Origin of the sequence: Gulosibacter sp. GYB002 (genome assembly GCF_036577665.1) — a bacterium.
In the GTDB taxonomy this organism is placed as follows: Bacteria; Actinomycetota; Actinomycetes; order Actinomycetales; family Microbacteriaceae; genus Gulosibacter; species Gulosibacter hominis.
Genome location: NZ_JARBDD010000003.1, coordinates 1 through 24,646 on the forward strand (window position 1 = coordinate 1; position 24,646 = coordinate 24,646).

Genomic DNA, 24,646 nt, shown 5'->3' on the forward strand with positions numbered 1-24,646 from the left:
TTTTGGCATTGGGCCCTCGGCGCTGACGGAGGCCATGGGCATGCTCAACCACCATTTCGCAGCAGCCGCCTGATCGGCGCAGAGCGACAGCCTACCTCTGACTGCCGCCAATCTTTGCAACAGAGCCGCTGACCAGGAGATGCCAGAGCAGGAAGCGCTGGAGTACTTAGCGGCGCTCAGTGTGTTGGCGCGATGGGTGGATGAATCGACGTTGGCGGTTGCATCGTGAGCGCGTTCAACGAGAACACCGTCGAGCTGGCTGCGCTGGAGTACTTCGCGGAGCTGGGCTACCACACCCTGCACGGCCCGGACATCGCACCGGGCGAGCCGGGCGCGGAGCGTGACTCCTATGAGGAGGTGTTCCTCTGGGGCCGGCTGCGTGATGCGATCAGGCGGATCAATCCCGGGACTTCCCCTGCCCTGATCGACGAGGCGATCAAGCGCGTGCGGCGTGCGGAGTCGCAGAGCCCAATCGATGAGAACTATCGACTGCATCAGCTCATCACGGAGGGCGTGCCTGTTGAGCGTCGGGATGCTGACGGTGCGCTGCGGACGACCAGGTTGTGGCTGGTCGACTTCGAGCAGCCGGAGAACAACGACTGGGTGGCGATTAACCAGTTCACGATCGTCGAGAACGGCAAGAACCGCCGGCCTGACGTGCTGGTGCTCGTCAATGGAATGCCGTTGGCGCTGCTGGAGTTGAAGAACCCGACTGCCGAGCACGCCACGCTGAAGTCGGCGTGGAACCAGGTACAGACGTACCGGCAGGACATCCCGTCCGTGTTCGTGCCCAATGCCGTGACGGTCATCTCGGATGGCACGTCGGCGGCGATGAGCAGCTACGCCGGAGCGTTCGAACACTATGCGCCGTGGAAGACCATCGAGGGCCGCGAGGTGGTCAGTGACAGCCCGGCTCTTGAAGTGCTGATCAAGGGAGTGTTCGAGCCGAAGCGGTTCCTTGATTTGCTGCAAAACTTCATCGTCTTCAGCGACGAGACCGCCACCGACAAGGCCACTGGGCAGCCGACACGGGTGCTGGTCAAGCGGGTGGCGAAGTACCACCAGTACTGGGCGGTGAACGCGGCTGTCGAGTCGACCGTGCAGGCGTCTCGGCCTGATGGTGACCGTCGTGGTGGTGTGGTCTGGCACACCCAGGGCTCGGGCAAGAGCTTCGAGATGGTGTTCTACGCCGCAAAGATCATGCGCGATCCTCGGATGGTAAACCCGACGCTGGTATTCATCACTGATCGCAACGACCTCGACGACCAGCTGTTCGGGGAGACCTTCGCCCCGGCACGCATCTTGCCGGAGACACCGGTGCAGGCCACAACGCGTACTGACCTGCGCTCGAAGTTGAAGCGCGCTTCGGGCGGCATCGTCTTTACGACGTTGCAGAAGTTCGCTCCCGGTGAGGATGGCGATGCCAACCCGGTGCTGACCGACCGGCGCAACGTCGTCGTCGTGGCCGACGAAGCGCATCGCAGCCAGTACGGCTTCGGAGAGACGCTGGATCGTCACGGACGCTTGCGCGCAGGTCTGGCGAAGCACATGCGAGATGCTTTGCCCGGTGCCACCTATCTCGGCTTCACCGGTACACCGATCGAGTCGAACGACAAGTCCACGCGCTCGGTGTTCGGTGACTACATCGACGTCTACGACCTCACTCGTGCGGTCGAGGACGGCGCGACGGTGAAGATCTTCTACGAATCGCGTCTGGCGAAGATCGATCTGTCCGACGACGACCTTGCCGCGCTCGACGAGCTGGCGGACGAGATCACCGAGACCGTCGAAGAAGATGCCGCCACGGCGGCGAAGTCTCGCTGGTCGCGCCTGGAAGCCATCGTCGGCGCTGACTCGCGCCTCGACCTCATTGCCCGGGACATCGTCGAGCACTGGGAGAAGCGGCGTGAGGCGCTGTTCGGTAAGGGCATGATCGTCACGATGAGCCGCCGGATCGCGGTGCGGCTCTACGAGAAGATCATCGCGCTTCGCCCGGACTGGCATTCGGACGATCCCGCTAAGGGCAAGATTAAGGTCGTCATGACCGGCTCGGCAGCGGATCCGGCCGAGTTCCAGCCGCACATCTACTCCAAGGACGTCCGCAAAGATCTAAAGCTCCGGGCGAAGAACCCCGACGACGAACTCGAGCTGGTGATCGTCCGTGACATGTGGCTGACCGGCTTCGATGCGCCCAGCATGCACACGATGTACGTCGACAAGACCATGCAGGGTGCAGGGCTCATGCAGGCCATCGCTCGAGTCAACCGCACCTTCCGGGACAAGCCCGGCGGCCTCATCGTCGACTACATCGGCGTGTTCTCGAACCTCCAGGCGGCCCTCCAGGAGTACTCACCCTCCGACCGTGACCAGGCAGGCGTACCGATCGACGAGATGGTCGCCGTCATGTTGGAGAAGCACGACATCGTCCGGGGACTGCTGCACGGCGTCGATTACGATTCCTCGCCCTCGCTCACCGCCTCCCAGCGCCTGACGGAGTACGCCAGGGTGCTCGACTTCGTCATGGCTGACCCCGACCGCACCAAGCGCTTCAACGATCAGGTGCTCGCACTGGCCAAGGCGTTCGCTCTGGCTGGAGCGCGCGACGAGGCGGCAGCGATCCGCAACGATGTGCGCCTGTTCACTGACGTGCGTGCCGCCATCTTGAAGATCCAGAACCCGGATTCTGGGCGTGGCGGATCCGGGGCGGTCGAGATCGACACGGCATTGGGGCAGCTGCTCAACGAGGCGGTCGCCGCCGACCAGGTGGTTGACATCTACAAGCTCGCCGGTGTCGAGACGCCAGAGCTGTCGATCCTCAGCGACGAGTTCCTCGACTCCCTCGCGGAGAATGACAAGCCGAACCTGCAGATGGGGTTGCTGCGGCGCCTTCTCAACGACCAGATCCGCTCCGTGCAGCGCACCAACCTTGTGCAGGCACGGAAGTTCTCCGAACTGCTCGACGAGGCGATCAATCGGTACACGAACCGGTCGCTGACGACGGCGGAGATCATCGCGGAGCTGGTCAAGCTCGCCAAGCAAATGCGCGACGATGCCAAGCGCCACGACGACCTCGGCCTGTCTGCTGCCGAGGTCGCTCTCTATGACGCCATTGCCCAGAATGATGCTGCCGTGCTGGAGATGGGCGATGCCACCCTGAAGAAGATCGCCGTCGACCTTGTCTGGGCTGTGCGCACCAGCGTCGTCATCGATTGGGATCAGAAGGAGAGCGTCCGCGCCTCGATGCGCTCGAAGGTGCGGCGTCTGCTCGCCAAATACGACTACCCGCCCGACGCTGAGGCAAAGGCGATCGAACTGGTGCTGGAGCAGGCGGAGCTGTTCGCTAAGGGGGAGGTATCGGAGGGATGAACCACGCCCCGAAGGAGCCGACCGAGAAGTCCAAGTGGAGCCTCATCCCACTCACCCCTGAGTATCTCGAAGCTGAGCACAGTGGCTACGTCTCGGCGCTTGAGGCGGCACTTCAAGACGATGAAATCCGTAACATCGCGCTGTCCGGAAACTACGGTGTCGGCAAGAGCAGCATCTTGCGGGAGCTCGGGAAGCGACTTGACGGCCGCGTTGTCGAGCTTTCGCTGTCGACCCTTGCCCCGATTGAAGCGTCCAAGTTAGACGAGTCGGTGCCGCTGCAGGCCACGACTCCGACGAACCGTATCCAGCAGGAGATCGTCAAGCAGCTGCTTTACCGGGAGGATCCGAGCAAGACGCCTGCGTCCAGATTTCGTCGAATCGAGCGCTTCCGGTGGTGGAGAGAGTTCGGCACGGCTGCACTGATCGGTCTGGCCGTTGCCGTCATTTTCTTGCTGACTGGCTGGACTGCGCAGATTTTAGCGACCTTCACGGCGCTGAACTACCTCGGCATCTGGACGCATCTGATCGTTTGGGTCGTGGCAACGACTGCGGTGCTCCTGGTGCGCTGGCTGTTCTACGGGAAGATTCGCATCAAGCAGCTGTCCGCCGGCGCAGCGACTGTCACCCTCGATGACAACGCTGTGTCGTACTTCGACCAGTACCTCGACGAGATCGTCTACTTCTTCGACGTGTCGGATCGTGACGTCGTGATCTTCGAGGACATTGACCGCTTTAACGACTCACACATCTTTGAGACGCTGCGTGCGCTGAACACGTTGCTCAACGCCTCGCCTCAGATCGAGAAGCCGATTCGCTTCATCTACGCGATCAAGGACAGTATTTTCGACCGGATCGGGCTGGAGGCGGAAGGCCGTAAGCTCGAGACGGGCGTGCTGGCAATCGAAGATCCGGCGCAGGCTGAGGCGGTGCGTGCTAACCGCACCAAGTTCTTTGATCTCGTGATTCCGGTGGTGCCGTTCATCACGCATCGCAGTGCACGGAACCTGGCGACTCGGTTGCTGGCCGAGATCGAGCACAAGGTGGAGCCGGAACTGCTCGATCTGGCTGCGCAGTACGTCCCTGATATGCGGCTGCTGAAGAACGTCCGCAACGAGTTCATCGTCTTCCGCGACCGAATCTTCTCAGGCGACGGTGAGCAACTCGACCTGAGCGAGACTGACTTGTTCGCGATGATGCTCTACAAGAGCACGCACCTCACGGACTTCGAGACGATCCGGCTCGGCAAGAGCAATCTGGACACCCTCTACAAGCTTAGTCGCGAGCTGGTAGCCGAGAACATCAAGCGGATGGAGGGCGAGCGTCGAGTGCTTCGACAACGGCTCGCGCGGGTCAACGGAGCGGCAACTCGAAGCGCTCAGCTGGGAGATCGCCTCTTGGCGCACGTCCAACGGGTTGTGGCTGCTGCGGGGCACCAGCAACAGTATGCGACGGGTGTATTTGAGTGTCAGGGCGAATCCGTTGATGACCTCAAGAGCGTGCAGTTCTGGACGAGTTTCGTCGCGGCTGATGGCGACCCAGTGCTCCAGTGGCGCAACAATTACGGGCACACGCTGTCATTCACTCGGAGTCACCTCGCGACGGAACTGGGTGATCCCCTAGACCCGGACAGTTGGAGCGAGGCAGATCGGGATTCGCTGAACGAACAGATCGAGGACAGGGCCGAGGAGATCAAGTTCCTACGCGGTGCGGACATGGGTGATCTGATCAAGCGCCCAGAGTTTCTAGTCATGTTCAAGGAACTCGACACGCCTGCGAGCGAAGGTACGTCTGAGACCTACAAGGAGACGGCGCAGTCGCTTGAGTACGTCGCCAAGGCACTGCTCAAGCCCGGCTTGGCCTATCAGCTTGTTCGGGCAGGACACATCAACCGCAACTTCACGCTGTACACATCGACGTTCCACGGCGACCGCGTAAGCCCAGCGGCGACGAACTTCATCATCCACCACGCCGAGCGAGACCTGATGGATGCGCACTTTGAACTCGGCCCGGAGGATGTCGATGCCGTCGTGCGGGAATGTGGCAAGAGCGCACTGAAAGAACCAGCGCTCTACAACATCGCGATCCTTGATCGTCTCCTGGCAACCAACGTTGATGCAGCCGACATCATGATTCGCTCGCTGGTTGGCCTGGGAGAGAGTCAGACGCAGTTCCTGCAGGCGTACTTGACCGCCGGTGAGCAGCGCGCACAACTCGTCCAGCGGTTTGTGACAGTGTCGCCGAGAACGCTTCTCTACCTAGTGAACCAAGCGGAGCTGGACGACGCTTCGCAGCTAAAACTAGTAGACGTTGCATTGGGGAATCTGTCATCGTCAGTGCAGCGCGCGGACGCGCGGGTCGTCGATTATCTACGAACGCACCACGCGGAGTTCTCCGTCCTCACGAACGACGGGATGTCCGCCCAGGCAGAGCGAGTTGGAGCGCTCTTCGCCGAGGCGAGTATCACGCTGCCTAGCCTGATGCCGCTCTCGGCAAGTGCCCGTCCGTCGTTCGTCTCGCGCAGTTTGTACGACATCACGCATGAGAACCTGACCCTCGCGATTGGCAATGACGAGACGGTTGCTCTCGACGTCATCCGAGCGGCGAACAAGACGGTCTATGACTACGTCCTCGAACATATCGATGCCTATCTGGGCGCGATCGAAGGCTCTTCCGCAGCGGTCGATACAGGTGAGCAGTTCATCGCAGTGCTCGAGGAACTACTCGAGCAAGGGACACCTCGCCTAGCCGACGTGGTTGAGCGCGCTGCGCCAGCGTGCCAGGTTGTCGATCTTGGCGCCATCTCCGAGGGAGCGTGGCCGGCGTTGGCTATGCATCAGCGGTTCCCTGCAACGTTCAACAACGTCAGCCGATACGTTGCTGCTCTTGGAGTCGATGCCCACCTCGCTCCGCTGCTGGCCGCAGCAGGCACGCTCACCGAGGCTGAGTCGGCCGACGAGGACGAGAAGACCACGTTGGCGATCAAGATTCTTGCGGCACGGGAGCAGCTGCCAGCCGCAACGCTGCGTTCGGACCTTGTTGCGAGCTTGGAGCTGGGTAGCTACATCGATGTTGAGGAGATCGCTGCCGAGACGGGCGACTTGTTCGCGTTGCTACTCAAGCACGACATCATCTCCGATGCAGCCGAGTCATACGAGCACCTTGCGACAACCGATTGGCCAACGCGCAGGGATTTCATACGCGAGTCGAAGAAGTTCGCAAGCTACATGACGCCGGAACTGGTGCAGCCGGATCTGGCGGAACTCCTGACAAACATTGAAATCAATGACGCAATCAAGCGGGCGATCGTTGACCAGTCTGCAGCGTACGCTGAGGTCGCCGGGCAACGAGGGTTGAATGAGCTAGCCTGCCTCGCTGTGCAGTATGGGTACACCATCCCCTTCGCAGCCGTACAGACGATGGCGCAGGGCGGTACTTCTGCGCAGTACGTAGTGCCCCTCCTCGAACCTCACCTTGACACCCTCGCGCGCGCAGACCTCTTCGCGATCTTGCAAGCGCTGGGAGGCGACTATTGGAAGCTGACCACAGTGGGACGCACCGCCCTGTATATCACGAATACCCCTTCAGACCGAGCCCTCCTTGAGCGGTTGAAGCGACACGGAACCGTTAGCTCGTATAACGCGGATGTCTCGTCCATCAAGGTGAACAGGAAACACAAGTGATGTGCATTTGTAGGCAGCGAGGACAGAGATGAGCGAGAAGACGACACATGGGGCGCGATGGGTGCGGGCTGCGCTTCAAGTGAACCCCTACCAGTACCAAGGGAAGAACGCGCCGTCGGCCACGTACAGTACGGAGGCTGACTACAACAAGGCCCTGCTTGACGAGTGCGAAACGCGGGGCATCGAGTTGTTTGCGGTCACTGATCACTGGAAGGTCGACTCTGCACTCCAGCTCATCCGCGACGCAGCCGATCGGGGCATCGTTGCCCTTCCCGGCTTTGAGGCGAACTCCGACGAGGGCATCCATATCCTCGTGATCTTCGAAGCGGGTACCAGCGCGGCGACGATCAACGCCGCGATCGGGATGTGCGGTGTTGCACCTGGCTGCGCCAACGGGACAACTGGTGCGTCGTTCACCGACATCCTCGAGAAAATGACCGCGCAGGGCGCGCTCGTGATTCCTGCCCACGTCAATGTCCCAAACAGCGGCCTTCTGACCGGCCGCGCCGGACAGCCGCTCGTCACGAAGATCAAGCACCCGGATCTTCATGCACTCGGCATCACGCCCAGCCAACCCGATGGCACAGACCAGGCTGCGATCCTCAACGGCACCAAGCCCTACGACAGGGCTCACCCGCTTGCCGCGATCCATGCCGACGATGTGACGAAGCCCTCCGCCCTCCAGAACGAGGGCGCGAGCTGCTGGTTCAAGGTCAGTCGCCTCTCCGTGGACAGTCTTAAGCTCGCCGTCCGGACTCCTGAGACCCGAGTCTCGCTGGAAGATCCCGCGATCGAGGCGCGCCCCGCCCTGAAGGAGATCTCGTGGGTCGGCGGCTTCCTGGATGGCGTAACGATCCCGCTCTCGACAGATCTCACGACGCTCATTGGCGGTCGAGGAACCGGTAAGTCGACCGCTATCGAGAGCCTGCGATTCGTGCTGGGACTCACTCCGATTGGTGCGGAGGCGAGGCGAGACCATGACGGCATCGTGAGCGGCGTGCTCAAGTCGGGCACCGTTGTGAAGCTGCTTGTCGAGACCACCTCGCCGTGCGCGCGAACATTTACCATCGAACGCTCCGTCAACAATCTTCCGGTCGTGAAAGACGAGAGCGGTACTGCCACCAACCTGCGGCCAGTCGATGTCATCGCGAACGTGGAGATCTTCGGGCAGCACGAGCTCGCCGAGCTGACGAACGACAGCTCGAAGGTCGCGAGCATGCTGCAGCGGTTCCAAGGGGGCGGCGAACTGACAGTCGAGCACATCGACACCTTGGAGAAGCTCAAGCTGAATCGAGAGAAGCTGGCTCGTGCGGAGGAAGGGCGATCTCAGCTCGAAGATGAGCTCGCGGATATCCCGCGGCTTGAGGAACAGGTGCGGCACTACACCGACACGGATGTGCCGACTCGACTCAAGGAGGTCACGCGACTCACCCAAGATGAAGCAGTTTTCACCGAAGCAACGGCGCGCGTGACCAATGCTCAGGAGTCGCTATCAACGCTCACTGACCCGCAGCTGATCACCAAGCTGGAGGCGGCATTTGAGAACATCGATGACTCACCGAGATCTGGCTATCTCAAGCGCGCGCAGGCTGCATCGACGGCACTCGCCGCCAAGCTGACGGCGCTTGCGACTGAGGCCCGCGCAGCGCTCGACGCGGCATCCTTGGAGATCGAGACAGCGAAGACCGAGTGGTCAGACGTAGTTCGCGAGCAACGTGACGAGCACGATGAGGTGCTGCGCAAGCTCGTGGAGGAAAGGCTGGAGCCCAACAAGTACCTCGACGCGACCAGAGCGCTGGAGACGCTGAAGGCTAAGGAGTCTCGACGCGCCGGTATCGCAACAAGCCTTCGGGCCCTGCAAACCGAGCGGGACACCCTGCTGCAGGCGCTCAGAGGCCACGAGAAGGACCGGGCACGAGAACTGACCGAGGCGATCCGTGCCGCGAACGCCGCGACCGGCGGTGTCGTGATCGTGAAACCCGTCCCCGCGGCGGATCGGAAGCACATCAAGTCGCTGATTGAGCAGTCCATCTCCGGCCAGCGGAATCGCATCATGGCGGCTATCGACCAGGACAACTTCTCAATGCGAGCTTTCGTGGAAGCGGCGCGGGTCGGAGAGTCGGAGCTGAGCGCGCAGTTCTCGATCACCGGCGCGCAGGCGCGATCACTGGTCGAAGCCGGTGAGCCTCTTTTCCGCCAGCTCGAAGAGCAGTCGGTTGGGCAAGCTGTGGAGGTGCAGCTGGACGTGCAGGCAGGAACCGGCACACGCGAGTTCAAGAAGATGGACGATCTGTCGAAAGGCCAGCGTGCGACCGCACTGCTCCTTCTCTTGCTCAGCGCATCGAACGCTCCGCTCGTGATCGACCAACCTGAGGATGATCTCGACAACCGATTTGTTTATGACGGCATCGTCACCAACCTTCGGAGCCTGAAGGGTAAGCGTCAGATCATCGCGAGTACTCACAACGCGAACGTTCCAGTGCTCGGTGACGCCGAATTGATCGTGGCTCTCGAAGGAGATGGCCAGAACGGCCGAGCTGCAGCGGACGGGATAGGATCTCTGGACGATGTAGCTATTCGCTCACACGTTGAGAACGTGCTCGAGGGAGGGCCTGCAGCATTCAACGCTCGACAGCATCTTTACGGGTTCTAGCTGCTATCCCGATTCAAGGCAGCGCCGTCCAGACATTTGTCGTTACGGTGCGTGCGTCCGCAGTATCCGCTTGATCGTCGACTCACTCACTCCGTACAGCTCCATCAACTCGCGTCGGGTCGTCCCGCTGGCAAACAGGCGTCGTGCCTCGGTCTTCTGCTCGCCGCTGAGGGCTGCACGCTTCGCCTTGATGGTGAGGTCGAATCCAGCGCGGCGGACCGTGTCTAGGACGGTGTTGCGGCGCACGTTGTAGCGCTCGGCAAGCTCGTACGTTGAGGCGCCGGCCTCGTAGTCCTCGATCAGGAGCTTGACGACCGACCGATGCAGCGCGTTGTGCTGGGGGAGCGGTCGCTTGTCAGGCTCCCGGGACGAGGCGCGGCCTGCGGACAAGAGCTCGGCCAGCTCCGCCGTCTTCCACGCTTGTTGGCAGTAGTTTCGCAGCAGCCCGAGATGCTGAGTGTTGTGGAGCGGGCGCCGCTCGGGCAGTCGTTCAAGGATCCTGCTGTTGAGGCTGGTCGCACCGTGACGACGCTCCAGCCAGCTGCGGTGACGTCCACCACGGATGGAACGATCTCTCCGGCGTGGCTATCAACGTCGGCGAGTAAGCGGAAGACCGACACTCGGCTCGGACGCTCAGCGCCGAGGCCCGCCTTCTCGGTCACGATGTACTGTTCGACGAAATGGAAGGCAGGTCCGACGATGATGGATCGGCCTGATTGCGCAGGCCTATCGCCCGTGCGAGTCGCGCATGACGACCCGGGCCGCGCGCAAATGAGTCCTGACAGTGCCAGGCGAGTAGCCCAGCACTGCGCCGATGCGCTCAAGTGACATGCCTTCGTTATAGCGTGTCTTCATCTGAGCAGTCTCTTCCCGAGTAGGGGACTGGTTCCGTAGTCTGAGTCCGCGCTCGCGGAGGAGGCGTGACAACCGCTCATGCTCGATCCCAACTTCCTTCGCGACCGCCTTCAACGATCGCCCCGACAGGTACTCAGTTTCCGCCTCCTGAAGGGCAGCCTCATCCGGTCGAGACAGCTGAAGGAGGCTCCGCCTCGGTGGGCCCGGTGGACACGTGCGCCTCCGAATTGCCCTGTGGCTCGCGACCATCCGCGCCAGCGCTGGGGCAAGTTTCGACAAGCCCCCCGCTAGGTCCACCAAGTAAAAGCGGTCCCCGTGAGGGGCCGTTTTTAGTTGGTGAAGGTGCTCCCCGCGCCTGCTACGGCTCCAAATTAGTGTTTGATGCTAGTCAGCTCGATGGGCCGGATTCAGTGCTTCGATCGCCGACATCGGGGTGTCGTAGGCGAGGACGTTGTAGCCCTCGTCTTCTCCGGGCCACAGGAATGTGTGGTCGAAGCTGTCGGTGGCGAGGTCGTATCGGGCGATCCAGGTCTGCCAGTTACCGCGCTGCGGGTCGGCGGTGAGCTCGCGCAGCCGTGCAATCAGCGCACAGTTGAACGCCGGGTTGACCCCGGACACCGTGGTGATCAGAGTCTCCTCGCCGACAAACCGCCATGCCTGGTGCGCCGAATGTCCCTGTTCGTAACCGGACACGATCACAAAACCGTCCCACGGCTTGCGCTGGTTGAGTTTTCTGTCCACCAGCAGGCACCGGCCGATGACCTCCAGGATCGAATCGACGGAGTCGTAGTCAACCTCGATATCGGGTGCACTCATTGTGTTCCCTTCAGCTTCTTCACACGGACGGCGTATCCCTGGCAGAAGTCAGCCACTGAGGCGGTTCGGCCGGATGGGCCGGATTCAATGCTTCGATCGCCGACATCGGGGTGTCATAGCCAACTACGTTGTAGCCGTCGTCTTCTCCGGGCCACAGGAACGTATGGTTGAAGCGGTCGGTCGCGAGGTCGTATAGGGCGACCCAGGTCCGCCATTTACCGCGCTGCGGGTCGGCGGTGAGCTCGCGCAGTCGATCCAGCACGTCTGGGTTGAGTGCCGGGTTGGCAATATACACCCCTGCAGGAAGCGTCTCCTCGCCGACAAATCGCCATGCCTGGCTCGCCGCATGTGCCTCTTCAAACCCGGTCACGACCACAAAGCCGTCCCACGGTTTTTCCTCGTTGAGCCGCTCGTCCAATTTGAAGCACTGGCCCATGACTTCGAGCATCGAATCGGCGGAGTCGAGGTCAACCTCGATATCGGATGTAGTCATTTTGTTTCCTCCGGGGTTGTCAGATGTGCGCGCAGACACTATCGGTTTCTGCCTCGTGTTGGCTGATTAAACACCGGCCTCTCCCGTGAATCGCTCGCTGAGAGCAGCGGTGCTGGCTTTATCGGTTTCGATGAGATGGAGCTACGGGCAGGTGACGCTAAACGAAAACTCCAGCGACTCGAGCTCGGCAGCGGGGTTTGCGATGTCTGCCGCCACTGCGATCCCCGAAATCTCATAGCTCTTGCCGTCAACCTTGAGGGTTGCTTCGCCGGTGTTGCCCGGGAAAACAGTGAGGCTGGTTCCGTCGAGTGTGGCGCTGAAGGTCGACAGTTCGCCCTGGTTGAGCAGCACGCCAATCCCTTCTTCGGGGCGCGCATTGTCGACAACTCGAATGGTGGTCGTGCCGTTTGCCTCTTCGCAGCTGACACGGCCATTTGCCATCGACATGTCTTGTCCATCTACGGTGAGGGATGCGGTGTTCGCTCCACCGTTCCCCACGTCTTGAGTTGCTTCACCCTCTGGTGTTGAGAGCTCTGTCTCCTGGACAGTCTGCTCGCCGGCAGCATCGGTGGTAGCGGTGGCCGCGTCTTCGCTCTGCTCAGCACAGCCGGCGAGGAGTGCCGAAGCGGCCAGTGCAGCGGCGATCGTTCCCAAAGCTCGTTTCATCAGTCAACTCTCCTACTCGCTGGGGCGTGCTAAAAACCTACTGCCGCTAGCGGTGTGGAAGCATCATGCAACTGGTCGAGACGGTTTCGACTTGAGGATGACTTGCCCACTGCGCAAAATGCTCCGGGCTACGTGTCGTTTCGCTGCGATTCTCGCAGCGCGTAGTGTGCGCCATCGGCTGAACGCTCGAGAAAACCGCTGTCGACGGCATCGCGCCGAATCAGCGCGAAATCGCGGCAAAACATGGCGATTCCGGCGTTGAGTTCGGGCTCTGAAAGCGTCTGCGAACGAGCAATGCGGTCGAATACGATCGACACGATCCGCTGCGACAGCTCCATACGCTCGCCAGCATCCGCCGGCATTTCCGACACCTGGGCAGCATCGAGGATGGCGCGATCCGAAATCGTCAACATGAGCGTGGATGCGGTGTCACGTGCCAGCGCAGCATCGACCTGACCAGATTCATCCAGCCAATCGAGCGGCGGCAAAGATGCATCCGCAGCATCGGGCTGATTACCGCTGAGTCGAGCCGCAAGTGCCAGCCGCAGTTTGGGTGTGGCGAGCAGCGAAAACAACATTCGTGCTCGTCGCACCGCCTCATGAACCTGATCAGTCTCGTGAGTCATTGGGCCAGCATATTCGCGTCGATGCAAAATTATTGCCCGAGAACGATTTATCGCACCGATTTGTGGCCGGCGTTAGCGTGACTCAAGACCGAGCTGCGTCAACCACTCCCGCATTTGTTCGCGTCCGTGCAGGCCCTTGATGGCACCAATGCGACCAAGAATTGTGCGCTGCCAGCTGTAGTCGGGTTTGCCATAGTTTGCGTAGTATCCGGCTAGCCGAGATTCATATTCGACAGCCGGCTCGCGCCAGGCTTCAGCACCGTAGTTTTCGTGGTGCACGACCGCCTCCATCGGAACGCGGGGTTTGATGCCCGCCTGTTCGCTGGGATCGGGCCAGCCCAGCGACATGCCAAACGCCGGGAAAACATGGGGTGGCAGATTGAGCTCTTCAGCCACAGCCACCGGGTTATTTCGCACCGAGCCCACAAAAACGCCACCCATGCCGAGCGACTCGGCCGCCAGCAGGGTGTTTTGCGCCGCAATACCGCAGTCAACAAAACCAACGAGCGTGTTTTCAAGATAGGGGAGCGACTCAACCTGCGCTTCGGCTGCCTCAGCCATGGCCACGGCTCGGTGCAGGTCGACCACCCAAACCAAAAACACCTCGGCCGATTCCACATAGGGATGCCCACCAATGGCTGCCGAGATTCGCTGCATCCGTTCACGATCACGAATCGTCACCACGCTAAAAAGCTGCAGATTGGATGACACCGAGGCCGACAGTCCCGCAGCCAAGATTGAGGTGAGCTCGGCTTCAGAGATTGGTTGATCGGTAAATTTGCGCACCGAACGGTGTCGCAATTGCAACTCGATGGTTTCGGATGCGGCAGCTGGCAGTGACGCCAGCGAATCGTCCGAGTATCGGGTGGCAATGAGCTTGGCGACATCGGCAGCGGTGGTCAACGGAACGCCCTTTCTTGGGATGCGGTACGGTGCTAGCAGCCTAACGGGCTGGCAATGAGAAGCTGCGTGGCGATTTTGGTTACTCAGCCTGGAGGGGGGCGCGGTCGGGGGAGCTACCCCAATACAATGACGGCAGGAATTCTTGTCTGAACCCAGGGAGTTGCAATGAAGGTTCACAATCGTCGAATTGCCGTAATCGTGAGTATCGCCGGCGCTCTTGCGCTGAGCGGCTGTGCCTCTGGTTCCGACGCCGATAATGCCTCGGACAAACGGCAAGAAGAGCCGGCGCCGATGACGCAGACGGGCCCCAGCGAGACGAGCGCGCAGCCCGGCCAAACACCCTCGGCAATCGAGGTAGAGGCCACGCCGAGCTACATGGTTTATGGCGATCCGAATGCCAAGACCACCATCGATATTTATTCCGACTACCTCTGCCCGCACTGCGCACAGTTCGCGGCCGACGTGCTTCCCGAACTTAAGTCGGATGCGCTCAGTGGCAGCAATATCAAGGTGGTGCTGCACGATTTTCGGGTGGTTGACGACTCGGGCTCAATGATCACTGCAGTTGCAGCCCGCGCTGCGGGTGAGCAGGGCAAATTTGACGAGATGCATGCTGTGCTGATGCAAGAACAGCAGTCGCTGCATGACCACCTCAGCGCCGATACTTTGGATGCGGATGCAATGGTTGAGTTTGCGAAGCAGGCTGGTGTTCCTGATCTGCAGAAGTTCCAGAGCGATATCAACAATGTTGCGCTCGGCCGCGGTGTCGCCGAGGACGAGCAGCAGGGTAAGGACATGGGTGTGCAGGGAACTCCGTATGTCTTTGTGAATGGCAAGCTTGTCGATCAGCCGACTCTCAGCCAAATTCGTCAACTTACCCGCGGTTAGTGTTCCGAACTCTTGCCGGCGATGCCGCTTGGTAAAGACACAGTGCAATTAAAGGGGTCGCCGCTGATGAAGTTGCCCTGCCGGTAATAAACAAAAAGGGTTCGCCGCGCACATAAGTGGCAGGGCGAACCCTTTTAGCTGGGTGGCAACTACTCGGCGTTGCCCTGCGAGGCGTCGAATGCCTCGACGATTTCGGTGGGTACGCGACCACGGTCGGCTACCTCGTAACCGTTGGCGCGAGCCCATTTACGGACGGCAGCAAGGTCACGCTTTGGCCCGGTTGAAGGCAGCTGTGTGCGCGTGCCGCGAACCTGGCGGCCACCAGTGCGGCGAGCAACTGCAACATAGCTCTGGAGTTTTTCTCGCAGTGCGGCTGCGTTATCCGGGCCGAGATCAATTTCGTAATCGACACCGTCGAGTCCGAACTTTAGGGTCTCGCCTTCGCCGTTTGCGAGTACGGTGCCGTCGAGGTCGTCGACGATCTGATAAATAACCTTGCGGGCCATTATTGCCTTTCATTGCGGGTGAGCATCTATGTGAATGACGCGAAAGTCATTCAATTATTGATCTGGTTTCAATTTTTTGGCAACTTGCGATCCGTCAACTTGGCGAACTCTCAGCTTTGTTCGGGATCTGCCTGGCTGGCGGAGCTGTCGATTTGCGGCGCGGGTCGTAGCTAGGGAATGATCTGTTGAGATCTAAATGCGTCTACTTGTTGGAGGCGCTCACTACTATCCGCCCGTAACCAGAGAGACAGTTCGATGGAGGATCAAACGCTCACCACGGTTCAGGTGCAGGGTGTTGCGCAGTGGCAGCAGTATGCCAACAGCGTGCTCCTGCCGCGCACCGTGGCTGAATGTGCGGGAGAAGAACTGAGTGCTGAGATCACCGCCATCGTGATAGATGGAATCCGGGCTTATCTCGTCACCGGCAGCGCGCACCACTCAACTCGGGGCGAACGACTGATCGGATTCGGGAACGACCCCTTTTTTGCGGTGGTATACCAATTGCGGGGCACATCGCTAGTGGCACAGCACGGCGAATCGACAGTGCTGCATCCCGGTGAATTTACGGTGTATGACGCCACTTCGCCATATGACCGAGAGTTTCATGCCGGCACCACACTGGTGATTCTCGTTCCACAACAACTCATATCGTTGCCGCCGCGCGCATTCCAAAGGATGAGCGCGCTATCCATCAACGCGGCGGCGGGAGCGGGAGCGATCTGCGCAAAACTGCTGGGCGGAGTGGCAGAGAATATGGCAGCCCTCGAAGGACGAGCTGGCAGAGCTATTTTGCAGACTGCGATTGACCTCGTCGCGGCCTGCATTGCTGACACGCTCGAAATCGAACCCTCTTATCGTTTGCAAAACAAACTTGTCACGCTGACGCGCGTGCGTGAATACATCATGTCGAATTTGGGCGACCCGGATCTCGGGCCGCAGCGAATCGCCGAGGCACACTACATTTCGGTGCGGACCCTGCATCAATTGTTTAAAGACCAGGGCACCACGGTGAGCACCTGGATCCGTGAGCGGCGACTTGAAATGGCACGGCGCGACCTTATGGATGTGCGCAGCACCGAACCAATTCGTGCGATCGGGCAGCGGTGGGGTTTTACAGAAGCAACCCATTTTTCGAACGCATTCAAAGCGGCCTACGGGATTTCACCACGGCAGTGCCGTCAGGCTGCACAGCGAGCCGGCAACACACGAGACACCCAAACCGCGATTGTCAGGTAGCTGGTAAGCCGGCGCCTACGAGCATCTGACAACCGCGGTTTGGGGTGCGGCACTATTCGACTCGGGCCAACGCTTGAGCTGGCGCAGTACGGGCAGCCCGCAGTGCCGGGCCAATTGCCGCGATCACACCAATCAGCAACGCAGCGACAACCAGGATCGCGATTCCAGTCCAAGGAATGGCGATGATGAACGAAATCGAATCTTTGGCAAGCACCGAAAGGAATGCCGCGATACCCAGCGGAATACCGATCACGATCGACAGCATCGCGCCAATGAGCGCCAGCGCGACCGCCTCAATGACCACCATGCCCTGCACACCGCGACGCTGCACACCCAGGGCGCGCAGGAGCGCGATTTCGCGGCTGCGTTCGGTAACCGAAAGTGCGATCACACTCGCCAAACCAACCGCCGAGATCACAACGGTGAGCGCCATCATCGCCAGCACAAACGCAGTCATAAACGTGGTCACCTGTTCGTAGAGCGCACGCGTCTGCACCGTGCCGCCAAAGGTGAGCGAGGGGTCGGTTTTGACGAGCTCATGCAGTTCTTCGGCCAACCGGGTGGCATTATTGCCCTCCATATCAAGCCACAGCTGCACTGGCTTCGCCGCCTGATCAAACCGGTTAAGCGCACTGCTCGACACCACCGCGGTACTCGCACCGCTATCGGTTTGCACCGATGCGACCTCAGCGATCGGGTCGGGGTATGCCCGCAGCGTGAGCGTACTGCCATCGGGACGGACCACTCCTACGCTCTCGCCTTCGCGCAGATCGAGCGTGCCTTCAAAGCTGCTCGGTGACAGCAGCATGACATCGTCATTGAGATGCTCGACAGTGCGGTCGGCCATTGAGTCTGGCAGCGCCACCAGATAGTCGACCTGCGATTGCGAGTTTTGCTCTGCATCCAGCCGCACTCCCTGCACCGGCGTAACACCGGTCGCGTGCTGCAGGCCTCGCACCCGTTCGATCTGCGCCTCGCTGAGTGGCGAACCATCGACTGTCGTAACCACTGCATCCACCGGGTATTTGCTGTCGAGCTCTGCGATCGAGGTTTGTGTGCCCGAACTGATGGCGGTCAGCATGGCAATAACCAGGCTGCCACCCAGCGCGATCGAAAGCACGACGGTGCCCGATCGACGCGCGGTGCGCACGAGGTTGTCACCAGCGAGCTTGGGTGTCGTGCCCATCGGTGCCAGGATACGCGCGACCAACGGCGAGAGCACGCGCACCAGTAGCGGCACCAAAATAATGAGTCCGATTGCCGCGACCACTCCGGCTGCGAGCGCAATGAGCAGATCGTGCAGCAGCGCCGCCGCGGTGAGCCCGGCGGCACCGATGCCGGTGAGTATCGTGCCGACAATCCAACCGGCACGATTGCTCCGTACGGAGCCGCGCTCGGTGGTTGCTGAAGCGCTGAGGGCCGCAATCGGCGGGAGCTTCCGCACGCTCACCGCCGGCGCCCACGCGGCAACCAGCGTCATCACGGTGGTGACCGTGAACGCGGCGATAGCCCAGGTTGCCGGAACCGACAGGCCGGCACCGCTCATCCCCACCAGCGTCGCCACCAGATAACCGACGCCGATACCGGCCGCAATACCAACCAGAGCCCCGGCCGCACCGGTGAGTAGCGCTTCGAACAGCACGGTGCGCTGTACCTGCTTACCACTGGCTCCCACCAGTCGCAGCAGCCCGATTTCACGCAGTCGCTGCGCGAGTAGCACCTGGAAAGTGTTGCGGATCACCATTGCGGCGGCAATAACGGCAATGGCGGCAAAAGTGGCAAATATTGTGGCGAGCACGTTGGTGCTACCGGTCATCTGATCGACGAGCTCATTGACATAGTTGCTGGCGTCCGATGCCGTTGCATCAGCAAATTTGGCGTTGATTGCGGTCACCACATCGTCGGTTGCCGCACCCGGAGCGGTTTTTATCGCAAATGCGAACTCATTCGTCTCGTACGACGATGGATGCACGAACACCTGCGGTTGCGGCTCGGTGCCATCTGGCAGCTGCAATAAACCAACCAGCTCGAGTTCGGTGACGGTGTCATCCCAGCTTCGCATCTGCAACGAATCACCAAGCTGCAGGTGCAGTTGTGAAGCGGTCTCGGCCGAGAGCGCGAACTCGGTTGCTGACTCTGGCAGATGCCCCTCGCTGAGCGAAAACCACTGCAATTGCGGGTCGCTATAGGCGGATGCGAGCGGGAACATTTGTTCGTCGCCGTCGATCGTGAACTGGGCCATCGACTGCATCATCGACTCGGCCGACTCCACACCCGGCACCGTGGCAATTTCGGCGCTGCCAATCTCATCCGTCTGAGTTTCGACGACGATGTCTGCCTTTGACAGCGGCGCCGCGATGCTGAGCCGGGTGGCCTGCATCATCGTGTCGACAAAAGTGCCCGTGGCCATGACGGCCATCGCCGCCAACAGAGCGGCAACAAAAACCGCCAATACTCGGCCAGGAGCGCGACGAACCTGTCGTGTGGCAAGAAAAAATGATGAGTTCATGCGCCAACACCTGCCATCGTTGCCACAATCTGCTCGTAGGAGGGGCGACGCAGTTCGTGGGCGACCGCACCATCAACGAGCACCAGCACGCGGTGCGCGTAGGCGGCAGCTGCGGGGTCGTGCGTCACCATGATGATGGTTTGGTTGCGGGTGGCCGCGGCGTCGCGCAGCGATGCGAGTAGTTCACGACCGGTGCGCAGATCGAGCGCCCCGGTTGGTTCGTCGGCAAAAACCACGGCGGGCCGAGTGATTAGCGCGCGAGCAACAGCCACCCGCTGCTGTTGACCGCCTGATAGCTCGTGCGGCAGGTGGTCGAGACGATCAGCAATACCGAGGCTCGTGGTGAGAGCCTGCAGCTCTGTTGGGTCAACCTTGCGGCTCGCCAATTGCAGCGGCAGCACAATATTTTCGCGAGCAGTGAGGGTGGGGACCAGGTTGAACGATTGAAAAATAAAACCCAGCTGATCGCGACGAAGTTTGGTGAGCTCGCGGTCGCCCAGCTGGTTGATCGGTTGACCGGCAACCCAAACCTCCCCGTCGGTTGGCGAGTCGAGGCCGGCGAGCAGGTGCATGAGCGTCGACTTACCCGACCCGGAGGGGCCCATGATGGCAGTGAACTCGCCAATATTGAAACCGGCAGACACCCGGTTCACTGCGGTCACGGTGTTCGGGGGATTGCCAAAAACTTTGGTGAGGCCGCGGCACTGCACCGCGGCCGGTTGCGGATAGGCAGCTGCAGGAGACTGGTTCATGATGCCCGCTTTCTTTTCCGAGACTTGGATCGCGAGGGTTCAGCGCCGCGATTTTTGGTCACCTTCATTGAATTGCGCTGCGGGGTGCGACCGCATCCTGCTCGGGCATAGTGTTGCCACGCCGGGGCATCCTTCACGACCCGGTGAATCCAATACCCAGGTATGGGGTGGGCAAGTGTTCCCGGTGGCAGCGCCCGAGCAGCGCGGGCCGTAGGGTTACTGTGAGGAGGGGCATGAAAGACGGGTTTATTGCGGTTGAACCGCAGCCGATGAGTGTGTTGCGAGCCGACGCGATTATCGCCGGTATTGCAGCGTTATTTGCCGGCATACTGTTTTTGCTGACCGGTGCTCCCTCGTTCTCGCCGGGTTACGAAAACAACCTGGCTCTGCTGTGTTTCGAGATGCTGGTGCCACTACTGCTGACGACCCGGCGGACGCATCCGGTGATGTTTGCGTGTGTTGCCGCGGTCGTGGCCGGGGTGTCGCAGTCGGTGTGGCAGTATTTTGACATCGTCAGCGACCTGGTGGCGCTTGCCGGGGTTTATTCGGTGGCTGCTTTTGCGCCGCACAGGCTGCGGTTTTTGGGCTTCACATCGGCACCATTTGCGCTCTGGATGATTTGGCACATCGTGTGGTTCGGGGGCGCTTTGCCAGGCCAGCCGGGCCAGGAAACCTGGGCCGGGCTGGGGGAGATGCTGCCGGTTATGGGGCTGGTGTTGGTCGCGTATCTTGCGGCATTTGGGCTGGGGCTTGCCAGGCGCGGCCGGCTCGAGGTGGCGGCTCGTGAGCGCGAGCGGCAGCGGATGCTTGAGCAGGATGCGATGCGACTGACTGAACTTGCGGTGGCTGATGAGCGCGCCCGGATTTCACGCGAGATGCACGACATCATCGCGCACTCGCTCGCCTCGATCGTGACACTTGCTGAGGGTGGGCGGTTCGCGGCGCGCGGCGATGCCGAACTCAGCGCTGAACTTTTTGACAAGGTTGCTGCCACCGGCCGGGATGCGCTTACCGATGTGAAGCGATTGCTGCGGGCAGTCGATGAGCCGCAGCAGCAGACTCCGGCACACGGCCCGGCCGATATTGCCGAGCTGGTCGAACGGGCCAGGCTCGCCGGGCAGCCCATTTCGCTAGAGGTTATCGGCGAACCGCGCGCGGTGCCCGCGGGGCTGGGGCTCGCGATTTATCGCGTGGCGCAAGAATCGCTCACCAATGTGCTTAAACACGCGCAGGGAGCTGCCACACTGCTGCGGTGCGAGTGGGGCGACCAGCAGCTGATTTTTCACTGCGATAACGAGCTCACCGGCAGCTCACTACTCTCCGGCAGCTCATTACTCAATGGTGCGGCGCCATCCGGTCGGGGATTACAGGGGATGCGCGAGCGGGTCGAGCTCTTTGGCGGTACTTTCGAATCGGCAGTGGTGGGCAAGCTTTTTACCGTGCGCGCCGAGTGGCCGCTACCGGAAGCCGCCATGTAACCAAACCGGCATCAGCAGCCAGACAGCATGTGCATCCAAAACCCACGAGAGAAAGACACCGTCATGAGTGACGCAACGATACGGGTCCTTATTGCCGACGATCAGGCGCTCGTTCGGGAGGGCTTGGCATTAATCGCTGGGTCGGCACCAGATATTGAGGTGGTTGGCCACGCGGTTGACGGTCTTGATGCTCTGGAATCGGCGCTGCGGCTGCGCCCGGATGTGGTGTTGATGGATGTGCGGATGCCGAATATGGACGGTATCGAAGCAACCGAAAAGCTGCTGGCTCATGCCGGTGAGGCGGATGAAATTCGGGTGCTGGCGCTCACCACCTACGATTCAGAAGATTTTGCGCTGCGGATGCTGGAGGCGGGTGCTTCGGGATTTTTGTTGAAGGATGCCCCGGGCGAGCAGTTGCTGCACGCCATCCGCACTGTGGCCGGTGGCAGCGCCATTATGGAACCGCAGATCACCCGTGCCCTCGTGGCGCGAGCGCACGCCGACGCCGACACCAGCGTTCCCGAAGCGCTGGTGTCGCAGCGTGACGCGCAGCTCGAGCAGCTCACCGCTCGTGAGCGCGAAGTGCTCGAGCTGCTGGTGGAGGGCGAGTCGAACGCGTCGATTGCTGCCAGCCTGTTTTTGGCCGAGGTGACGGTGAAAGCTCATGTTGGCCGCATCCTCGACAAACTCGACGTGCCCGACCGCATCCACGTGGTGATTTGGGCCTACGAAACCGGATTTATTTCACCGGCTGCGGGGCGTTCTTAAGCGGTTTGCTGGGTTTGGCGCCGGTGAGTGCGCGCAGGGCGTACAGGATGGCTGCCAGGTCGACGAGCTCCTGTGTGAGCGCGCCCCACACGGCGGGGATGTACCCGAAGGCCGCGATGGTCATCAGCCCGAGCGACAGCAGGATGCCGATCCAGATGGCTTCGAGTGCTACCCGGTAGGTGTGTTTGCTGGTGCGCACTGCCTGCGAGACACGACCGATGTCGTCGGTCATGATCACCGCATCTGCCGATTCACTGGCTGCGGTTGAGCCGTGGGCTCCCATCGCGATACCGACGTCGGCGGCAGCGAGTACCGGTGCGTCGTTCACCCCGTCACCGACCATGATCACGGGCTTATTGGGCATCTCCGCCACCAGTTTGACCTTGTCATTGGGCAGCAGTGCCGCATGCACCGAGGTAATGCCGGCCTGGCTGGCGAGCGCGTGGGCAGTATCGGGGTTGTCGCCGGTGAGCATGGCAATTTCGGTGATACCGAGGTCGCGCAGTTCAGCGACCGTCTGTGCGGCGTTATCGCGCAGTGCGTCGGCGAGTAGCAGCGTGCCGGCAAATTTGCCGTCAACCGCAACAGCCACCGAGGTTTGTCCCGGGGTGAGGGGATGCGAGCGCGCTTCGGGTGCCGACTCTTGCACAAAGCTGAGCTTGCCGACGACAACGGTGCGGCCATCGATTACCGCGGTGACGCCGTTGGTGGCGATTTCATGGGCGTCGTCACTGGTGGTGAGGGTGAGACCGCGCTGTGTTGCGGCATCGATCACGCCGGTGGCGAGCACATGCGATGAGTACTGTTCGGCCGACGCGGCCAGCTGCAGCAGCTCATCAGCTTCGAAACCGGGTTCGGGAATTACTTCGACCAGTTCGGGCTCACCGTGCGAAAGCGTGCCGGTCTTGTCAAACGCGGCTGATTTGGCGCGTGAGAGCGCCTCGATTGTGGCGCCACCTTTCACAATCACACCATTGCGGGCGCTGGCGCTCATACCGCCCATAAAGGCAACCGGTGCAGCGATCAGCAGCGGACACGGTGTTGCGAGCACGAGCACTTCGGCAAATCGCACCGGGTCGCCCGACAGCCACCAGGCGAGCCCCGCGATTGCCAGCGAGACGAGTGTGAACGGTACCGCGAAACGGTCGGCCACCCGCACTGTGGGGGCTTTTGATTCGTCGGCAGCTTTCACCAGCGCGATGATCTGCTGGTATTGCGATGATGCGGCGTCTGCCGTGGCGCGCACTCGAATGACTCGCTCGCCGTTGACCGATCCCGAATACACCGCGTCGCCACGAGTGCGGGTTACGGGCAGGCTTTCGCCGGTGAGAGAAGTTTCGTCGAATTCGGCCTCGTCGCTGAGCAGCTCACAGTCGACCGGCACCACTTCGGCGGGTTTGATGAGCAGCAGATCGCCGGTCGCTACCTCGTTGATATCGATATCGTCAACGGCCGCGTCGGATGCATCGCTGCGCAGCCGGTGCGCCGTGTTCGGCGCCCGATCAAGCAGCGCGTTGAGGTCTTTTTGGGCTCGCTGTGCGGCGTAGTCTTCGAGGGCTTCACCACCCGAGAGCATGAGCACAATGATCATCGCCGCGAGATATTCGCCCACCGATATGGCGGCGATCATCGCGACGAGTGCCAGGATGTCGAGGCCGAAGTGGCCGCGCAAAATATCGCGCACCATATCGATCGCGGTGATCAGGATGATGATCGCGACATAGCCGGTGGCGATCCATTTGGCGGCCTGTGCTGCGCCTGCAAACTGACAGGACAGCACCACAACAAACGCCACGATCGTTGCCGCAACGATTGGATACCGCTTAAAAAATTCCCCATCTTTTGCATATGCCAATTATTTTGGGTATGCTGCCAAGTTTCCAGCGAGGAAAGGCAAACCTAACCCGGTGTGAATGGTTGCAGTCGGGATGCGGCGTACGCTGGAGCTATGACCGTCATTGATGATTTTGTCGCGCACAACATTGACTACGCCCGCACCTATCCGGGCCCGAAGCCGCTGGAGCCGCAGAAGCGTGTGGCGGTGGTGGCGTGTATGGACTCGCGGCTGCAGATCTTCCCCATGCTCGGGTTGGACCTGGGCGAGGCGCACATTATTCGCAATGCCGGTGGCGTGATTACTGACGACATGATTCGGTCGCTGACGATTTCGCAGCGGATGCTCGGCACCCGCGAGATCATGCTCATCCACCACACCAATTGTGGTTTGTCGACCTTCACCGAAGACGAGTTCGATGAGCAGTTGATGGCGAGCACCGGTGCACGGGCGCACTGGAAAGCCGAGTCGTTCCGGGATGTTGATGTGTCGGTGCGCGAGTCGATCCGCCGGATTTTGCAGTCGCCGTTCATCCTGCACAAGGATTCGGTGCGTGGGTTCGTGGCGGATGTTGAGACGGGGCAGCTGCGTGAGGTTTTCCCGGCATAGCCAACCGC

Annotated in this window: 19 protein-coding genes; 8 read left to right on the forward strand and 11 right to left on the reverse strand. The window is 61.0% G+C overall.

Annotated features, from left to right (window positions below):
- The first annotated feature begins 225 nt into the window (after nucleotides 1-225).
- From PV375_RS02105 to PV375_RS02115, 3 genes are read left to right on the forward strand one after another with little or no spacing between them, the layout of a single operon-like run.
- Nucleotides 226-3,366 (forward strand): type I restriction endonuclease subunit R, encoded by a 3,141-nt coding sequence (locus PV375_RS02105; RefSeq protein WP_332105943.1) that lies wholly within the window; start codon nucleotides 226-228, stop codon nucleotides 3,364-3,366.
- Nucleotides 3,363-7,046: a YobI family P-loop NTPase gene (locus tag PV375_RS02110; protein ID WP_332105944.1), complete on the forward strand. Its 3,684-nt coding sequence runs from the start codon at nucleotides 3,363-3,365 to the stop codon at nucleotides 7,044-7,046. The genes PV375_RS02105 and PV375_RS02110 overlap by 4 nt, the downstream gene beginning before the upstream one ends.
- A gap of 28 nt (nucleotides 7,047-7,074) precedes the next feature.
- Nucleotides 7,075-9,699, forward strand: coding sequence for a TrlF family AAA-like ATPase (locus PV375_RS02115; RefSeq protein ID WP_332105945.1), 2,625 nt, complete (start codon nucleotides 7,075-7,077; stop codon nucleotides 9,697-9,699).
- A gap of 42 nt (nucleotides 9,700-9,741) precedes the next feature.
- On the opposite strand, the gene PV375_RS02120 is transcribed toward PV375_RS02115, so the two are convergent.
- From PV375_RS02120 to PV375_RS02150, 7 genes are all read right to left on the reverse strand, one after another.
- Nucleotides 9,742-10,089, reverse strand: a complete 348-nt coding sequence (locus PV375_RS02120) for a helix-turn-helix domain-containing protein (protein ID WP_332105946.1) — start codon at nucleotides 10,087-10,089, stop codon at nucleotides 9,742-9,744.
- 336 nt (nucleotides 10,090-10,425) lie between these two features.
- Entirely contained in the window at nucleotides 10,426-10,803 is a 378-nt protein-coding gene (locus PV375_RS02125; protein ID WP_332067304.1) for a sigma factor-like helix-turn-helix DNA-binding protein, read from the reverse strand.
- 135 nt (nucleotides 10,804-10,938) lie between these two features.
- Nucleotides 10,939-11,370, reverse strand: a complete 432-nt coding sequence (locus tag PV375_RS02130) for a hypothetical protein (RefSeq protein ID WP_332105947.1) — start codon at nucleotides 11,368-11,370, stop codon at nucleotides 10,939-10,941.
- Between the two features lie 19 nt (nucleotides 11,371-11,389).
- On the reverse strand, nucleotides 11,390-11,863 hold the full coding sequence (locus PV375_RS02135) for a hypothetical protein (RefSeq protein ID WP_332105948.1): 474 nt from the start codon (nucleotides 11,861-11,863) through the stop codon (nucleotides 11,390-11,392).
- Between the two features lie 141 nt (nucleotides 11,864-12,004).
- The gene (locus PV375_RS02140; protein WP_332105949.1) at nucleotides 12,005-12,529 is read right to left on the reverse strand and encodes a lipoprotein LpqH; all 525 of its coding nucleotides are present in this window, start codon (nucleotides 12,527-12,529) and stop codon (nucleotides 12,005-12,007) included.
- A 128-nt stretch (nucleotides 12,530-12,657) separates the two neighbouring features.
- The gene (locus PV375_RS02145) at nucleotides 12,658-13,155 is read right to left on the reverse strand and encodes a DUF2087 domain-containing protein (protein ID WP_332105950.1); all 498 of its coding nucleotides are present in this window, start codon (nucleotides 13,153-13,155) and stop codon (nucleotides 12,658-12,660) included.
- A gap of 72 nt (nucleotides 13,156-13,227) precedes the next feature.
- Nucleotides 13,228-14,058, reverse strand: coding sequence for an NADPH-dependent oxidoreductase (locus PV375_RS02150; RefSeq protein WP_332105951.1), 831 nt, complete (start codon nucleotides 14,056-14,058; stop codon nucleotides 13,228-13,230).
- A gap of 165 nt (nucleotides 14,059-14,223) precedes the next feature.
- On the opposite strand from PV375_RS02150, the gene PV375_RS02155 reads away from it, so the two are divergent.
- Nucleotides 14,224-14,946 carry a DsbA family protein gene (locus PV375_RS02155; RefSeq protein WP_332105952.1) on the forward strand — a complete coding sequence of 241 codons (723 nt, stop codon included), beginning with the start codon at nucleotides 14,224-14,226 and terminating at the stop codon, nucleotides 14,944-14,946.
- A gap of 149 nt (nucleotides 14,947-15,095) precedes the next feature.
- Here PV375_RS02155 and PV375_RS02160 read toward each other — a convergent pair whose 3' ends face one another.
- Nucleotides 15,096-15,452, reverse strand: coding sequence for a histone-like nucleoid-structuring protein Lsr2 (locus PV375_RS02160; RefSeq protein WP_201517726.1), 357 nt, complete (start codon nucleotides 15,450-15,452; stop codon nucleotides 15,096-15,098).
- A 255-nt stretch (nucleotides 15,453-15,707) separates the two neighbouring features.
- Between PV375_RS02160 and PV375_RS02165 the strand changes: the two genes are divergently transcribed.
- Nucleotides 15,708-16,688 carry a helix-turn-helix domain-containing protein gene (locus PV375_RS02165; protein WP_332105953.1) on the forward strand — a complete coding sequence of 327 codons (981 nt, stop codon included), beginning with the start codon at nucleotides 15,708-15,710 and terminating at the stop codon, nucleotides 16,686-16,688.
- A gap of 52 nt (nucleotides 16,689-16,740) precedes the next feature.
- Here PV375_RS02165 and PV375_RS02170 read toward each other — a convergent pair whose 3' ends face one another.
- Nucleotides 16,741-19,197 (reverse strand): ABC transporter permease, encoded by a 2,457-nt coding sequence (locus tag PV375_RS02170; RefSeq protein ID WP_332105954.1) that lies wholly within the window; start codon nucleotides 19,195-19,197, stop codon nucleotides 16,741-16,743.
- The gene (locus PV375_RS02175; protein WP_201521371.1) at nucleotides 19,194-19,949 is read right to left on the reverse strand and encodes an ABC transporter ATP-binding protein; all 756 of its coding nucleotides are present in this window, start codon (nucleotides 19,947-19,949) and stop codon (nucleotides 19,194-19,196) included. Before PV375_RS02175 ends, PV375_RS02170 begins: the two co-directional genes overlap by 4 nt.
- Nucleotides 19,950-20,182: 233 nt before the next feature.
- Here PV375_RS02175 and PV375_RS02180 point away from each other — a divergent pair, with 233 nt between their 5' ends.
- Nucleotides 20,183-21,427 carry a sensor histidine kinase gene (locus PV375_RS02180; RefSeq protein WP_332105955.1) on the forward strand — a complete coding sequence of 415 codons (1,245 nt, stop codon included), beginning with the start codon at nucleotides 20,183-20,185 and terminating at the stop codon, nucleotides 21,425-21,427.
- Nucleotides 21,428-21,490: 63 nt separating this feature from the next.
- Nucleotides 21,491-22,195: a response regulator transcription factor gene (locus PV375_RS02185; RefSeq protein ID WP_332105956.1), complete on the forward strand. Its 705-nt coding sequence runs from the start codon at nucleotides 21,491-21,493 to the stop codon at nucleotides 22,193-22,195.
- On the opposite strand, the gene PV375_RS02190 is transcribed toward PV375_RS02185, so the two are convergent.
- Entirely contained in the window at nucleotides 22,167-24,050 is a 1,884-nt protein-coding gene (locus tag PV375_RS02190; protein ID WP_332105957.1) for a heavy metal translocating P-type ATPase, read from the reverse strand. The two genes, PV375_RS02185 and PV375_RS02190, sit on opposite strands and share 29 nt — an antisense overlap.
- Before the next feature lie 93 nt (nucleotides 24,051-24,143).
- Here PV375_RS02190 and PV375_RS02195 point away from each other — a divergent pair, with 93 nt between their 5' ends.
- Nucleotides 24,144-24,638 carry a beta-class carbonic anhydrase gene (locus PV375_RS02195; protein WP_332105958.1) on the forward strand — a complete coding sequence of 165 codons (495 nt, stop codon included), beginning with the start codon at nucleotides 24,144-24,146 and terminating at the stop codon, nucleotides 24,636-24,638.
- Nucleotides 24,639-24,646 lie beyond the last annotated feature (8 nt).